Consider the following 14,999-nt stretch of genomic DNA (forward strand, 5'->3'; position numbering starts at 1 on the left):
GTGTCAAGCGGATCCCGGATGCTGTTTTTCCTTGTGTGCGCGGCTTTCGGCGATGGTGGCTCGGATCTTGACGACATACCGATGGGTATGTTCGCCTGGTGCGGACGACAGGGAGGTGATCCGTGGAACCCGTCGGTTACGCGGTACACGACGCGGTGGCGGTCGCCACCATCGACCGGCCGCAGACCCGCAACGCGCTCAGCGCCGACGTCCTGCGCGCGCTCGCCGCGGCCATGGACCGGGCCGAGGCCGACCCGGAGGTACGGGTGCTGGTGCTGACCGGCGGCCCGCGGCTGTTCGCCTCGGGCGCGGACATCCGCGAGCTGCGCCGGACGTCCCCGGCCGACTACCTGCTCTCCGAGCGGCTGGAGTGCTGGAACCGGTTCGCCCGCTTCGGCAAGCCGGCCGTCGCCGCGGTCGCCGGATACGTCCTGGGTGGCGGGTGCGAGCTGGCCATGACGTGTGACGCGGTGGTCGCCGCCGACTCCGCCGTGTTCGGCCAGCCGGAGATCAACCTCGGCATCATCCCGGGCGCCGGCGGCACCCAGCGCTGGGCCCGCGTCGCCGGCCGGTTCCGGGCCGCCGAACTGGTGCTCGGCGGCCGGCTGGTGGACGCCTGGACCGCGCAGCGGATGGGCCTGGTCAGCCAGGTGGTACCCGCCGAACGGGTGGTCGAGGCGGGGATTGCGCTCGCCGCCTCGATCGCCGCCCGCAGCCCGGTCGCGGCCCGGCTCGGCAAACAGGCGCTGCGGACCGCCGAGGAGGTCGGCCTGACCGCCGGCCTCGCCCACGAGCGTTCGCTGCTGCTGACGCTGCTGTCCACCGACGACCACATCGAGGGCATCGACGCGTTCCTGGAGAAGCGTCCGGCCCGATTCACCGGCCGATAGGAGAGAGACGTGACGCAAATACACGAGGCCACCGACCCGGGCGCGGGCGAACGGCTCGGCCCGGCCGCCCGCGCCGCCCTGCTCGACGCGCTCAAGCGGCACGCCCGTACGCCGGGGGAGCCGCTGCTGATCCGCGTCCAGGGCGACGCCTGGCGGCACGAGCCGGACGACTTGGCCCAGCCGGTGGTGAGCGGGCAGTTGCACGAACTGGTGCTGCGGGTGCACGCCGCGCCCGGCCCGGTGATCGTTCACGTCGACGGCGCCGTACGCGGCCTCGGGCTCGGCCTGGCGCTCGCCGCGGACCTGCGCGTCGCCGCGCCCACCGCCACGTTCGGCACCGGCTCGCCCGCGGCGTTCCTGGCCGGCGGTGCCGGACGGCTGCTCGCCGGTGTCGCCGGCACCGGCGTGCTGGCGCACCTGGCCTGGACCGGCGCCACGCTCGACGCCGAGGAGGCGCTGCGGCACGGCCTGGTCGGCTCGGTGTCCGCGGACCCGGACGCCGGGGCCGTGCTCGCCGCGCGGGTCGGCGCGATCGGCGCGGGCACGGCGTCCGCGCTGGCCCGCGCGCTGCGCGGCCGGGACCGGCCGGAGCTGACCGGCGCGCTGGACTACGAGTCCTGGCTGGCCGGCGTCGGGTGAGCCGGGGCGGGGGACCGCCGCTGCGGCGGTCCCCCGGGCCCGGTGCCGGAGCATCAGGCCACGGCCTCCAGGCCGGCGCGCGCGACCTCCATGTCCTGCGTGTAGTGCCCGCCGCTGACCCCGATGCCGCCGATCACCGCGCCGTCGGCGGTGATCGGGTAGCCGCCGCCGAAGACGACGAGCCGGTCGATGCCGGTGGTCGCGCCGGTGGCCAGGGGCGCGTCGTCCTTGATGAAGTCGTACCAGCCGTCGGTGGGCATGCCGAAGCCCGCCGCCGTGTACGCCTTGTCCTGCGCGACCTGCACCGACAGCAGCGCGGCGCCGTCCATCCGGGCGAACGCCTTCAGCACGCCGCTCTCGTCGACGACGGCGATGACGCAGGGCAGCGTCATCTGCTCGGCCTTGGCGATCGCGGCGGCGAGGATCCGCTGGGCGGCGCCGATCGTGACCGACGTCTTGGTGAAGTTGTCCATGAGGGGGTTCCTTCCGTGGTGGTGGGTGGGGTGGGGCAGGGCTCAGACGACGCCCGCGGCGCGCAGGCGGGAGATCTCGTCGCCGTCGAGTCCGGCGACGTCGCGGAGCACCTCGTCGGTGTGCTCGCCCAGCTCGGGCCCGACGCGGCGGATGCCGCCGGGCGTCGCGGTCAGCTTCGGCACGACGTTCTGCATCGGGAACTCGCCGAGATCCGGGTGCTCCAGCCGGACGATCGCCTCCCGGGCGGCGAAGTGCGGGTCGGACAGCATCTCCTTGGCGGTGTAGATCCGGCCGGCGGGGACACCGTGGCGGTGCAGCAGCTCCAGCAGTTCGTCCCCGGCGTACCCGGCGCACCACTTGGCGATCAGCTCGTCCAGCTCGCGCTGGTGCCGGCCGCGGCCGGTGTGGCCGGCGAACCGCGGGTCGGCGGCCAGTTCCGGTTGCGCCATCGCCTCGGCCAGCCGCCGGAACACGGTGTCCTGGTTGGCCGCGATCACCACCATGCCGCCGTCGGAGGCGACGTAGACGTTGCTCGGCGCGATGTTCGGCAGGATCGAGCCGGTGCGTTCCCTGATGTAGCCGCCGATCGCGTACTCCGGCACCAGCGACTCCATCAGCGCGAGCACCGACTCGTAGATGGCGCTGTCGACGATCTGGCCCCGGCCGGTCGCCTCGGCCACCCGCAGCGCGCCCATCGCGCCGACGGCGGCGAACGTGCCGGCCAGCGAGTCGCCGATGCTGATGCCGACCCGGCTGGGCAGCGAGTCGGGATCACCGGTGGTGTAGCGGATGCCGCCCATCGCCTCGCCGATCGAGCCGTACCCGGCGCGTTCGGCGTACGGTCCGGACTGCCCGTACGCCGACACCCGAACGATCACCAGCCGCGGGTTGATGTCCCACAGCACGTCCGGGCCGACGCCCCAGCGCTCCAGCGTGCCGGGCCGGAAGTTCTCCACCAGGACGTCGGCCTCGGCGGCGAGCCGGCGGAGCACCTCCTGCCCCTCCGGGACGCGCAGGTTGAGGGTGACCGAGCGCTTGTTTCGCCCGAGCACCGGGAACCACAGCGACTTGCCGTACGGGCGCTCGCGTCCCCACTCGCGCATCGGGTCGCCCCGGCCCGGCTCCTCCAGTTTGATCACGTCGGCGCCGAGGTCGCCGAGGATCTGGCCGCAGAACGGCCCGGCCAGCAGGACCCCGGCTTCGATCACGCGCAAGCCGGACAGTGGGCCGCGGGCATAGTCGTTCATGTCGTCCCTGTTCTCTCGTCGGTCGTTCCGGTGGTGCGGGTGGAGGTCAGGCCGGCACGGTGTGCGGCCGGGCCTCCGGCTCGGGTTCCGGCGCCGGGGAGTGCCGCTGCGTACGCTGGCGGATCCAGCCGAGCGACACCGCGCCGAGCAGCGTGACGCCGAGCAGGATGTCGCCCAGCGGCAACGGCATGCCGCGCAGCCGGAAGATGTTCAGCACGATGCTCAGCGAGAGCAGGCTCAGGAACGCCGTGATCGGGTTCCCGTGCCCGCCGCCGGCCAGCCGGAACCCGGCGATCAGCAGCGCGCCGTAGACGTACAGTTCGGTGCCCTCGCCGAGGGTGACGGCCGAGGCGCCGGTGCGCATCACCTGGATGCAGCCGGCGACCGCCGCGGCGGTGCTGGTCAGCACGAACAGCGCCAGCTGGACCCGGCCGGCCCGGATGCCGGCGCGGGCGGCGACCACCTCGTCGCCGCCGGTGGCGCGCAGGTGGGTTCCCCAGCGGGACCGGCGGACCAGCGCGCCGCACACCAGGGCGAGCCCCAGCACCACCAGGACCGGCACCGGCAGCGGCCCGATCGTGGTCTTCAGCGCGGTGCTGAGTTCCGGGGTGTACGCGGCCACCGAGCTGCCGTCGCTGATCACCTTCGCCAGGCCGCGGGCGGCGACGAGCATGCCCAGCGTGGCGATCAGTGGCCAGACGCCGAACACCAGCGCGAGGCCGCCGTTCGTGAGTCCGGCCAGCAGCCCGGTGCCGAGCGCGGCGAGCACGCCGATCTGCCACGAGCCGGAGGCGGTGTAGACGGTGGCGTAGACGACCGCGCCGAGGCCGAGGACCGAGCCGACGCTGAGGTCGGCGACGCCGCCGGTCATCGCCAGGCTCGCCGCGAGCAGGACGATCGCCGGGGCGAGCATGTCGCCGAGCATGCTGGAGATGTTGGCGCGGGTGGCGAAGTCGGGCGCGAAGCTCAGCGCGGCGGTCACGGCGACCACGAACAGCAGCACGCTCGTGGTGGACGGGCGGCTGAGCAGGGTGGCCCATCCGGGCCGGGTACCCGTTGTCGTCATGGGGTGCTCCTGACGCTGTTGACGGCGAGCGCGACCGCGAGCACGACTCCCTCGACGACCGGCTGCCAGCTGGACGAGACCCCCCAGGTGACGATCGCCGTGGGCAGCGTGTTGAGCAGCAGCAGCGCGACGGCGACGCCGACGAAGCTGCCCCGGCCGCCGGTGAGCGCCATCCCGCCGAGCAGCAGGATCGAGATCACCCGGAACTCGGTGCCGGGGGTCAGCGTGGACTGGACGATGTCGCCCTGGGACGCGAGGACCAGCCCGGCGAGGCCGGCGATCAGGCCGCAGAACACCAGCGCGCCGGCCTGGATCCGGTCCGGCCGCAGGCCGCGCACGAGCGCGGCCTGCCGGTTGCCGCCGACCGCGACGAGGTGCCGGCCCAGGCGGGTCCGGCCGGCCACGAACGCGACGGCGGCGAGCAGCACCAGCATGATCCAGAAGACCCGCGGTACGCCGAACAGGTCGCCGGCGACGTGCCGGCGCAGGAAGCTGTCGCGCGGGATCGGCACGAACTCGATGAACAGCCGGGTGGTGCCGCTGACCAGGAACATCGTGCCGAGCGTGGCGACGATGGGGTGGATGCGCACGCGCACGATCAGCGCCGCGTTGACGACGCCGATCAGCGTGCCGAACACCAGCACCGCGACCAGCACCAGGGCGAACGACGCGCCGTCGGTCAGCAGCTGGGCGGCGATCAGCGCGGCGGCCACCGCCGTCACGCCGACGGACAGGTCGAACTCGGCGCCGCTGAGCATCACCAGGCTGACGCCGACGACCAGGATGCCGATGAACGCCATGTTGAAGGCCACGGCGATGACGGTCTGGTGGGACAGGAAGGCCGGCGACTTCACGGCGGTGGCCAGCACCAGCGCCACCCAGAGCGCGGCCAGGGCGAGTGTGGCGCCGTGGCGGCGGAGCACGGGAAGACCCGTGCTCCGCCGGACGGCTGCCTGCGGGGCAGACACGGACATGGTCAGGTGCTCACTTGCCGAGCCCGTACGTCTCGGTACCCGCGGGACAGTACTGCTCGGCGGCAGACTTGGCCGGGGCGTCCTTGGCGTAGAGCGCGTCGATCCGCTCCTTGAGCGGCGGGATGGACGACACGGCGTCCTTCGGGAACGCGCAGACCGGGTTGAACAGCGCGTTCGGGTCCTTCGGCGAGTCGACCACGGGGATCTTCTCGCCGCCGACCATCCGGTCGAGGATCGTGTAGATCTGCTTGGCGTAGCCCTCGTACCAGAACGCGGTCGAGCCGCCGAGTCCCGGCGTGTCGACCCCGAACAGCATGAGATCGGCGCCGAGGCCGTAGCCGTAGATCTCACCGGCGCGGCTGAGCTGCTCCGCGGCGTTGATGGTGCCGATGATCATGTTGTCGTTGCCGCCGAGCGCGAGGATCTTCTTCGCGTCGGGCTTGGAGACCAGGATGTCGCGGGCGACGCCCTGGGCACCGTCCGGCGTGGTCGGCGAGTTGCGCCGGGTGATGACGCCGTCGATGTCCGGGCACACCTCCTTGAGTCCCTTGAGGATGCCCTCGGTGCGCAGCAGCGCCACGTCACCGGACTCCTCGTTCTCCAGCACCGTCACGAGGTCCGGCTTGCAGTCCCACTTCTCCTTCGCGTACGTCCCGCCGGCCCGGCCGGACAGCCGTCCCGACTCGACGTTGTTGATCCCGAAGAAGTGCGCGCCCGGGTGGGCGATGTCGATCGCGATGACCGGGATCCCGGCCTTGTTGAAGATGTCCATGATCTGCGGCGCGACCTTGCCGTCACCCTGGAACTCCACCACGTGGGTGACGCCGCGGGAGACCATGGTCTCGGCGTTCGCCACCGCGGTCGGCCCGTCCCGGTCGTTGTTGAGCACGAGAATCTCCCACCCGCGCTTCTCGGCCTCCTTGCGCATGCCGACGTCGATGGCCCCCAGCACGGGGCTGGCCGGCTCGGCGAAGTTGGCGAACCCGATCCGGACCTCCTTGGCCTCCATGGCCTTGCCCTCCGTGGGGGCCGCCGGGGCCGCCCCCTCGGTGGAACATGCCGCCGTCATGCCCAGCGCGACGACGAGCGCGGCGCTCGCGAACGATCTGCGTCTCACTCTGATCCCTTCTCTCGGGCTTGCTTCGGCCGGTGCGGCCGGTGTCAGGACTCGGTCACCGGTGTGGCGGGCGCGGCACCGGTGATCAGGGCGACGATGTCGCCGGAGGACGCCTCGGCGGTGGTCAGCTCGCCGACGGTGCGTCCCTGTCGCATGACCGTGACCCGGTCGGCGACGCGGAAGACGTGTTCGAGGTTGTGCGAGATCATCAGCACCGCGATGTCCTGCTGCTTGAGCGCGGTGATGATCTCCAGGACGTGCCCGGACTCGGTGACGCCGAGCGCCGCGGTCGGCTCGTCGAGCATCACGATGTTGCGGCCCCACATGGTGGCCCGAGCGACGGCGAGCGCCTGGCGCTGTCCGCCGGACATCGAGGACACGTGCGAGGACAGCGAGGGCAGCCGGGCGCCGATGCGGTCGACGGCCTTCTGCGTCCGCTCCGCCATCGCGCGGCGGTCCACCAGGCGCAGCAGCCGGGACATCGGGCCGCGGCCCAGCGGTTCCCGGCCCAGGAAGACGTTCTCCGCCGCGCTCATCGAGTCGATCAGCGACAGGTCCTGGTAGACGGTCTCGATGCCGGCGTCGAGCGCGTCGGCGGGGCCGGCGAAGCGGCGGGGCGCGCCGTCGACCAGGATCTCGCCGCGATCCGGCGTGACCACGCCGGCGAGCGTCTTCACCAGCGTCGACTTGCCGGCGCCGTTGTCGCCCATCAGCGCCATGACCTCACCCCGTCGCAAGGTCAGTGACGCGTCGCGCAGGGCCCGTACGGCGCCGAAGCTGCGGGCGATGCCGCGCGCCTGCAGGACCGGTGTGGTGGTGGGGGGTGGGACGTCGTCCCGGCGGCGCTCGACGTCCCCGGGACGAGGGACTGCCGCTGCCTGCTCTGTCATGGCGAGAGAGTCAAGCAATGTATGCAATCACTGTCAAGGATTCGCGGCGAGCCAATGGTTCCGGTGCTCGCCGCCGGGTCTCATTCGACCCGACGTGTCGAGAAAATCGGGAAAACCACGAGGTGGCGACGCCGGTCGTGGCGTGTGCCGACGGCTCGAGTGGACGACGAGGGCATCTTGACCGCTCCGATCTGCGCCCCTATGTTGTGTACATTCTCGGGCCGATGGTGGCCGCGATCACATACCGCGCACTGCCGCGACGGGCGGCCGGCGCGGTGACCGGCCGCGCCCGTCCACCGCTCGTCACGCTCCCGTCGACAGGAGAACGGAGTTGACATGATCAATGGGATGGTCGTGGTGGACGGTGTCGTCCACGGGTACGACTTCCGGCCCGCGAACCGGGCGCCGCACTGCTCCCAGGCCGCGTACGACGGCATGGTGAACGCGCTGTACCGCATCGGCCACACCTCGGTCGAGTCGCCGGCGCCCGGCTACCTGATGACGCGGGACGAGTTCACCGCCGGCTGGACCGCCGAGGAGCTGGCGGACATCGTGTTCGTGGAGAGCGCCGTCGACGTGATGATCTACCACGGCGTGGAGATCGACGGCTTCTTCGACGGCGGCGCCTCGCCGTACGAGCTGGGCCGCGAGCTGAAGCGGCGGTACCCGGACCGGGTGCTGCTGTTCGCGCCGGTGGACCCGCTGCGCGGCCCCGCCGAGCTGGACCTGATGCAGCAGCGCGCCGAAGAGGACGACATCGACGGGTTCAAGTTCTATCCGACCAACGGGCTGATCGACCCGGAGGTGAACTCCTCGAAGCTGATGCTGCTGGACGACCGCGAGCTGGCGTTCCCCTACCTGCAGAAGGCGCTCGACCTCGGCGTCCGGCACATCGGCGCGCACAAGGCGGTGCCGGCCGGAGCCGGTCCGCGGGTGCTCAACCACGTCGACGACGTGACCTGCGCGGCGATCGCCTTCCCGGACCTGACGTTCGAGGTGGTGCACAGCGGCTGGGCGTTCCTGGAGGACTGCGCGCTGCAACTGCGGACGCACCCGAACATCTGGGCGACCATCGAGTCGGTGTCGAACATGATCGTGCGCAAGCCGCGCCGGTTCGCCGAGATCGTCGGCATGCTCATGATGCACGGCGGCACGGATCGCATCATGTTCGCCACCGGCGTGCCGTCCGCGCACCCGCAGCCGATCATCGAGGCGCTGACGACGTTCGAGATGCCCCGGGACCTGGTCGAGGGGTGGGGCTTCCCCGAGTTCACCCCGGACGTGCTCGCCAAGCTGATGGGCGGCAACGCGCTGCGCCTGCACGGCCTGGACGAGAGCGCGGTGCGCGCGGCGGTGGCGGGTGACGACCTCGCCCGGCGCCGCGAGGACTACCTCGCGCACGCGCCCCGCCCGTGGGCACTCCACCGGGAACGGCTGGCGGCATGAGCGGCGCGGACCCGGTCGCCGCCGACCTGCGGTCACGCCTGCTGACCGCGTGCAACACCGTGTACGACCCCTGCGGGCTGGGCGTCGGCCGGCGGGTGGGCATCGTCGACATGGGGCTGGTACGCGACGTGCGGGCGTACCGCGAGCCGGACGGCCGGCTGCGGGTGACACTCGACCTGATCACCACCGGTCCGTTCTGCATGTACACGCCGTTCTTCGAGCAGAGCGTGCGCCGGGAGATCGGACGGGTGGCGCCGGAGGTCGACGACGTCGAGGTCGAGTGGGGCGACAGCACCGACTGGTCCGAGGCGCTGATGACCGAGCACGGCCGCGCGATCCTGCGCATCGGGCGTTCCGCAGCACCCGTCCGCTGACGCGTACCCCGAGAGCTTCACGTCGGAAAAATACAATTTCTCCGCCCGGTCGGGGCGAGCGCGCCTCCCTCGCGGGCTGGCGAAACGCCCGCCAACAGGGCTTATGTTTCGGCATTGTGAACTATTGACTGTCGATGTTGATCGTGTTGGACTGCGATTGCATGCAACCCGAAGCGCCCGTCACGCGCCGGGTTTGTTTTCGCCCCTCCCTGCGCCGACTCATCGACGTGCTTCTTTTCGACGCCTGCCACCCACCGAGGGAGTAGCACCGTGACACACACTTTCGGAGCCCGCCGGCTCCGCGCCGCCGCCGCCGCGTTCGGGGTGGCCGCCCTTCTGCTCACCACCGCCGCCTGCGGATCGGGTGAGGACAGCGCGGCCTCCGACACGCCCGCCGCGGTCAACGACGAGTACACCGAGATGGCCCGCAAGCTGATCGCCGCCGGCACCGGCGGGATGCTCTACTTCGAGGGCAAGGAAGCCGACATCACCCTCGACAAGATCAAAATCTACGAGGAATGGTCCGGGCCGACGACCTCGGTGAAGCCGCCGGCGAACGGCAAGCTCAACATCATCGTCTGCAAGATCGGCACCTCCTGCGAGGAGGTCGGCAAGCGGGCCACCGCCATCGCCGAGAAGCTCGGCTGGAGCGCCGAGATCCTGGACGGCCAGGGCACCCCGGAGGGCTACCAGAAGGCACTGGCCACCGCCGCCGCCAACAAGCCTACCGCCGTCATCACCGTCGCCATCCCGGAGAACCAGGTCGCCGACGGCATCGCCGAGCTGCAGAAGGCGAAGATCCCGGTGGTGGGCGTCTCCGCCGTCGCCGAGGGCGGCGCGGTCGGCTACGACGCGCACGTGTCCAGCCGGGAGACGTTCCAGGCGGTGCTGGCCACGGCGAAGGCCGTCGCCGACTCCAACGGCAAGGCCAAGGTCGTCTTCCTCTGGGACGTCGGCTACCCGCACCTGGTCGAGGCGCTCAACGCCAGCAAGCGCGTGCTCGCCGGCTGCACCGGCTGCGAGCTGCTGGAGGTCCGCGAGCGCACGCTGGCGCAGGCGGTCGACCCGATCGAGATGCAGAACATCACCACCTCGCTGATCCAGAAGCACGGCGACAACCTGCAGTACATCCTCACGCCGTACGGCAACGGCGTGGAGTCCGTCATCGCCGCCATCCGGGCCGCCGGGCGCAACGACATCAAGGTGCTGTCCAAGAACGCCGAGCCGGAGCGGCTGGGCAGCGTGGCCGCCGGTGACCAGCTCGCCGACTTCGGCGCCATCCGCGGCTGGAACGCCTACGCCGCCATCGACCAGGTCGGCCGGCTCGCCGCCGGTCAGCCCGCGCTGCCCGACGCCGAGCAGGGCATCCCGGCCACCGTCTTCGACAAGTCGAACGCGCCCAAGGACGGCGCTGTCGACTGGAACAGCTACGTGAACTACGCCGAGCGCTACGAGAAGATGTGGAGCGAGGCCCGATGAGTGCCGCCCCGGTGCTGGAGGCGGTGGGCGTCAGCAAGTCCTACGGCCGGGTACGCGCCGTCACCGACGTCTCCTTCGACGTACGCCCGGGCGAGATCCTGGGCGTCGTCGGGGACAACGGCGCCGGCAAGTCCACGCTGATGAGCATGGTCAGCGGCGCGCTGGCGCCGGACTCCGGCCGCCTGCGGGTGGCCGGCCGGGACCTGACGCCGCACACCATCGGCGCGGCCCGTACCGCCGGAATCGAGATGATCTACCAGGACCTCGGGCTCTCCGACAACCTGAGCATCGTCGAGAACGTCTTCCTCGGCCGCGAGTGGACCGGCGGCGTACGCGGCCTGCCGGTGCTGCGCAAGCGGGCGATGCGCGAGCGCACCCGGGCGGTGCTGGAGGAGCTCGGCATCGACCTGCACGACATGAACGTGCTGGTCGAAGGGCTCTCCGGCGGGCAGCGGCAGATGGTCGCCATCGCCCGCGCGCTGGTCACCGAGAACGAGCCGCGCGTCATGGTGATGGACGAGCCGACGGCCGCGCTCGGCACCACCGAGTCCGACGGCGTCAACGCGCTGATCCGGAGGCTGCGCGACCGCGGCTACGCGGTCATCGTGATCAGCCACCGGATCCCGGAGATCCTGTCGATGGCCGACCGGCTGCTGGTGATGAAGGGGGGCCGCAACGTCTACCACGGCCCCACCGAGGGGCTCGACGTCGAGCGGTGCGTGCAGCTGATCGTCGCCGGCACGCTCGCCACGGCGGGGGAGGCGGTCCGATGACCGCCGCCACCACGCAGACGCCCCCGGGCGGCGGCCGCACCGTCGTCAAGCAGAGCGCCGACCGGTCCCGCGCCGGGGCCGGGGAGCGCGCGGTCGAGGGGGTGAGCCGGTTCGGGCTGCTCGGCATGCTCGCCCTGGTGATCGCGGTCTTCTCCGTGCTCACCCCGGACACCTACTTCACCACCACGAACTTCCGGCTGATCCTGGTCAACCAGACCGTGACGGTGATCGTGGCGATGGCCGCCACACTGCCGCTGCTGGCGCACTACCTGGACGCGTCGGTCGGCCCGATGCTGGGCCTGGCGCAGGGCGTGAGCATCTGGCTGATCGCGGTGCAGGGCGTACCGATCTGGCTGGCCCTGGTGGCGGTGCTCGCCGTCGGCGTCGCCGTGGGCCTGCTCAACAGCCTGCTGGTGCTGAAGTTCGGCATGAGTTCGATCATCGCGACGCTCGCCGTGGGCAGCCTGCTGATGGGTCTGCTCTACATGGTCACCGGTGGCCGGGTGCTGTACCAGAACGTGCCGCCGGCGTTCACCGAGATCGCCCGTGGCGACCTGGGCGGCATCCCGCTGCCGCTGATCTACCTCGTGGTGCTGGTGCTGGCGCTGGAGTTCATCGTCGTCTGGACACCGTTCGGGCAGCGGCTCTACGCGATGGACGGCAACCTGCGCGGCGCCGCCCGGGCCGGCATCGACGTCCGCAGCTACACCATCCGCGCGTTCGTCGGCGCGGCGGTGCTCGCCTCGCTCGCCGGGGTGCTGCTGGCCTCGCGGATCGGCTCGGCCCAGCCCACGGTCGGCGAGCAGTTCCTGCTGCCGGCCTTCGCCGCCGCCTTCCTCGGCGCCGCCGCGCTGCGACCCGGCCGGGTCAACATCCTCGGCACCGTGATCGCCGCGTACTTCATCACCTTCACCATCGCCGGCCTGCAACACCTCGGCGCCGCGACCTGGATCGAGCGCGTCTTCAACGGCCTCGCCGTCATCGCCGGCGTCTCGGTCGCCGCCTGGTCGGTACGGCGCCGCCGCCAGCTCGCGGTCCGGCACGTCGAACGCCTGGAACACGACACCACCCCGAAGGGACGCCCCACCCCATGAAGAACGGCTTCTTCGTCCTCGACAACGCCATCCACATGTACAAGCTCACCGACGAGAACATCGACTTCAACCACGGCGGGAAGAAGTCGACGAACGCGCTCGTCGAGTACGCCCGCAAGTACTCCGCACCGGGCTACCCGTACGACGACATCTCCGGCCGCGAACTGTCCGTCGAGGACGCGTACCGGCTGATGTTCGAGGAGTCCGACACCGACATGGCGATGGCCCAGACGGTGCCCAGCCACGGCGGCTGGAAGCTGGGCTTCTCACCGGCGGAGAACAACTACAAGCTCAAGGAGGCGTACCCGGACCGGGTGCTGTTCTGCGGCGGCGTCGACCCGATCACCCACGGCCGCTACGGCGCGGTGACCGAGATGATCCGGCAGATCGAGGAGTGGGGCGCCACCAGCTTCAAGTTCTACCAGGCGCACTCCGGCGGCCTGTCCTGGAAGATCGACGACCGGCAGGTCGCGTACCCGCTGTGGGAGACCGCGCTGGAGCACGGCGTGACGAACGTGCAGTTCCACAAGGGGCTGGCGTTCAACACCCAGCACATCGCCGACCTGGCGCCGTACGACCTGGAACGCGCGGCGCAGGACTTCCCCGAGATGACGTTCATCGTGCACCACCTCGGTGAGCCGTTCATCAACGAGACGATCAACATCGCCGCCCGGTACGAGAACATCCACCTCGCGCTCACCGCCTGGATCAACCAGTACCCGGTCGCGCCCCGCGCCGCGCTGCACGCCATCGGCAAGTGCCTGCTGCACGTCGGCCCGGACCGGCTGCTGTGGGGCTCCGAGGCGTTCGTCTGGCCGAAGGTGCAGGCGTACATCGACCTGTTCGCCGAGATGCAGATGCCGGAGGACCTCCAGGACGGCTACGGCTACCCGGAGCTGACCGACGAGATCAAGGAGAAGATCTTCGGCCTGAACTTCGCCCGGGTGCTCGGCATCGACGTGAAGGCCAAGAAGAAGGAGCTGTACGGCAAGAGCGGCAAGAAGTCCGCGAAGAAGGGCCGCAAGGATGGGCGCTGACAAGACGGCGAAGGCCGCCGACCGCGCGCTCGACGGCAAGGTACGCCAGCTCGTCGAGGCGCACGGCGGCGGCGTCACCGTCGACGTGGACGCCGACGGCGACGCCCGGGTGACGTTCCACGGCCGCTGCGCGGCCTGCCCGTCGGCGCCGGTCACCATGGGCTCGCTGGTCCGCCCGGCGCTGCTGAAGATCGAGGGCGTCCGGTCGGTGACCCGGGCGGGCGCGGTGTCCCGGTTCGCCGAGGCGCGCATCGAGAAGATGTTCGGACTGTCGGAGCCGGCCGGATGACCGGCGGCTTTCCCGACGGGCCGCTGACCGGCGTACGCGTGGTGGAGGCCGGCGTGCTGCTGGCCGGACCGTTCTGCGCGCAGCTGCTCGGTGACTTCGGCGCCGAGGTGATCAAGGTCGAGCAGCCGGACGGCGGCGACCCGATGCGGCAGTGGGGGCGGGAGAAGCCGCACGGCAAGTCGCTGTGGTTCCCGGTGGTGGCCCGCAACAAGAAGTCGGTCACCTGCAACCTGCGGGTGCCGGAGGGGCAGCAGCTCATGCGCGACCTGCTCGCCGGCGCCGACGTGTTCGTGGAGAACTTCCGCCCGGGCACGCTGGAACGCTGGGGGCTCGCGCCGGAGGAGCTGCACCGGATCAACCCGCGGCTGGTCGTCGTGCGGGTCACCGCGTTCGGGCAGGACGGCCCGTACGCGTCCCGCGCCGGCTACGGCTCGATCGGCGAGGCGATGGGCGGGATCCGGCACGTCACCGGCGACCCGTCCACGCCGCCGAGCCGCATCGGCGTCAGCCTCGGCGACTCGCTGGCCGGCACGTTCGCCGCGCTCGGCGCCATGATGGCGTTGCGGGTGGCGGGCAGCACCGGCCAGGGCCAGGTGGTGGACAGCGCCATCTACGAGTCGGTGCTGGCGCTGATGGAGTCGCTGGTGCCGGAGTACGCGCTCACCGGCTACGTCAGGGAGCGGACCGGCTCGATCCTGCCCAACGTGGCGCCGAGCAACGCGTACCCGACGCGCGACGGCGCCACCGTCCTGATCGCCGCGAACCAGGACACGGTGTTCCGCCGCCTGGCGGCGGCGATGGGCCGCCCGGACCTGGCCGACGACCCCCGGTACGCCACCCACGCCGCCCGCGGCGCGCACCAGGCCGAACTCGACGACCTGATCGCGGCGTGGACCGTCACGTTCGAGCCGGCCGCGCTGCTGCGGCTGCTGCATCTGAGCGGCGTACCGGCCGGGTCGGTCTACACCGCCCGGGAGATGCTGGCCGACGAGCACTTCGCCGCGCGCGAGGCGATCGTCGAACTCGACCACCCGGAGATGGGCGCGTTCCCGATGCAGAACGTCGCGCCCCGGCTGTCCCGCACCCCGGGCCGGCTGCGTTCGGTGGGCCCCCGGCTGGGCGAGCACACCGACGAGGTCCTGCGCCAGGTCCTGTGCCTGGCCGACGACCGGATCACCGAACTGCGCGCCGCCGGCGCGATCTGAGGAGG

The 14,999-nt window shown here is 71.4% G+C and carries 16 protein-coding genes; 10 read left to right on the forward strand and 6 right to left on the reverse strand.

The genetic code is table 11. The annotated features are described in order from the left end of the window. Positions 1 to 122 precede the first annotated feature (122 nt). Positions 123 to 890: an enoyl-CoA hydratase-related protein gene (locus tag O7604_RS21125; protein WP_281577509.1), complete on the forward strand. Its 768-nt coding sequence runs from the start codon at positions 123 to 125 to the stop codon at positions 888 to 890. A gap of 9 nt (positions 891 to 899) precedes the next feature. Next, positions 900 to 1,529, forward strand: coding sequence for an enoyl-CoA hydratase-related protein (locus tag O7604_RS21130; protein WP_281577510.1), 630 nt, complete (start codon positions 900 to 902; stop codon positions 1,527 to 1,529). A 53-nt stretch (positions 1,530 to 1,582) separates the two neighbouring features. Here the strand turns inward: O7604_RS21130 and O7604_RS21135 are convergent, their stop codons facing one another. From O7604_RS21135 to O7604_RS21160, 6 genes are all read right to left on the reverse strand, one after another. Further along, positions 1,583 to 2,002, reverse strand: coding sequence for a heme-binding protein (locus O7604_RS21135; RefSeq protein WP_194799006.1), 420 nt, complete (start codon positions 2,000 to 2,002; stop codon positions 1,583 to 1,585). A 42-nt stretch (positions 2,003 to 2,044) separates the two neighbouring features. Beyond that, on the reverse strand, positions 2,045 to 3,250 hold the full coding sequence (locus O7604_RS21140; RefSeq protein WP_281577511.1) for a CoA transferase: 1,206 nt from the start codon (positions 3,248 to 3,250) through the stop codon (positions 2,045 to 2,047). A 46-nt stretch (positions 3,251 to 3,296) separates the two neighbouring features. Next, positions 3,297 to 4,316 (reverse strand): ABC transporter permease, encoded by a 1,020-nt coding sequence (locus tag O7604_RS21145; protein ID WP_269705482.1) that lies wholly within the window; start codon positions 4,314 to 4,316, stop codon positions 3,297 to 3,299. Further along, positions 4,313 to 5,239, reverse strand: a complete 927-nt coding sequence (locus tag O7604_RS21150; protein WP_269705483.1) for an ABC transporter permease — start codon at positions 5,237 to 5,239, stop codon at positions 4,313 to 4,315. The genes O7604_RS21145 and O7604_RS21150 overlap by 4 nt, the downstream gene beginning before the upstream one ends. A 61-nt stretch (positions 5,240 to 5,300) precedes the next feature. Further along, a complete protein-coding gene (locus O7604_RS21155) occupies positions 5,301 to 6,407 on the reverse strand; it encodes a substrate-binding domain-containing protein (protein WP_269705484.1) in 1,107 nt (368 codons plus the stop codon). Positions 6,408 to 6,451: 44 nt separating this feature from the next. Further along, positions 6,452 to 7,297, reverse strand: a complete 846-nt coding sequence (locus O7604_RS21160; RefSeq protein ID WP_269705486.1) for an ATP-binding cassette domain-containing protein — start codon at positions 7,295 to 7,297, stop codon at positions 6,452 to 6,454. Positions 7,298 to 7,633: 336 nt separating this feature from the next. Between O7604_RS21160 and O7604_RS21165 the strand changes: the two genes are divergently transcribed. From O7604_RS21165 to O7604_RS21200, 8 genes are all read left to right on the forward strand, one after another. Next, entirely contained in the window at positions 7,634 to 8,743 is a 1,110-nt protein-coding gene (locus O7604_RS21165; RefSeq protein ID WP_281577512.1) for an amidohydrolase family protein, read from the forward strand. Then, positions 8,740 to 9,117 (forward strand): iron-sulfur cluster assembly protein, encoded by a 378-nt coding sequence (locus O7604_RS21170; RefSeq protein WP_269705488.1) that lies wholly within the window; start codon positions 8,740 to 8,742, stop codon positions 9,115 to 9,117. Before O7604_RS21165 ends, O7604_RS21170 begins: the two co-directional genes overlap by 4 nt. 270 nt (positions 9,118 to 9,387) lie before the next feature. Next, complete coding sequence (locus O7604_RS21175) at positions 9,388 to 10,596, forward strand: substrate-binding domain-containing protein (protein WP_269705489.1); 1,209 nt, start codon at positions 9,388 to 9,390, stop codon at positions 10,594 to 10,596. Next, the gene (locus O7604_RS21180; RefSeq protein ID WP_269705490.1) at positions 10,593 to 11,369 is read left to right on the forward strand and encodes an ATP-binding cassette domain-containing protein; all 777 of its coding nucleotides are present in this window, start codon (positions 10,593 to 10,595) and stop codon (positions 11,367 to 11,369) included. Before O7604_RS21175 ends, O7604_RS21180 begins: the two co-directional genes overlap by 4 nt. Beyond that, a complete protein-coding gene (locus O7604_RS21185) occupies positions 11,366 to 12,463 on the forward strand; it encodes an ABC transporter permease (RefSeq protein ID WP_281577513.1) in 1,098 nt (365 codons plus the stop codon). The genes O7604_RS21180 and O7604_RS21185 overlap by 4 nt, the downstream gene beginning before the upstream one ends. Beyond that, on the forward strand, positions 12,460 to 13,500 hold the full coding sequence (locus O7604_RS21190; RefSeq protein ID WP_151498808.1) for an amidohydrolase family protein: 1,041 nt from the start codon (positions 12,460 to 12,462) through the stop codon (positions 13,498 to 13,500). The genes O7604_RS21185 and O7604_RS21190 overlap by 4 nt, the downstream gene beginning before the upstream one ends. Next, positions 13,490 to 13,789: a NifU family protein gene (locus tag O7604_RS21195; protein WP_052166116.1), complete on the forward strand. Its 300-nt coding sequence runs from the start codon at positions 13,490 to 13,492 to the stop codon at positions 13,787 to 13,789. The genes O7604_RS21190 and O7604_RS21195 overlap by 11 nt, the downstream gene beginning before the upstream one ends. Further along, complete coding sequence (locus tag O7604_RS21200) at positions 13,786 to 14,994, forward strand: CoA transferase (RefSeq protein ID WP_281577514.1); 1,209 nt, start codon at positions 13,786 to 13,788, stop codon at positions 14,992 to 14,994. The genes O7604_RS21195 and O7604_RS21200 overlap by 4 nt, the downstream gene beginning before the upstream one ends. The last annotated feature ends 5 nt before the right edge of the window (positions 14,995 to 14,999 follow it).

Source organism: Micromonospora sp. WMMA1947, assembly GCF_027497355.1.
In the GTDB taxonomy this organism is placed as follows: Bacteria; Actinomycetota; Actinomycetes; order Mycobacteriales; family Micromonosporaceae; genus Micromonospora.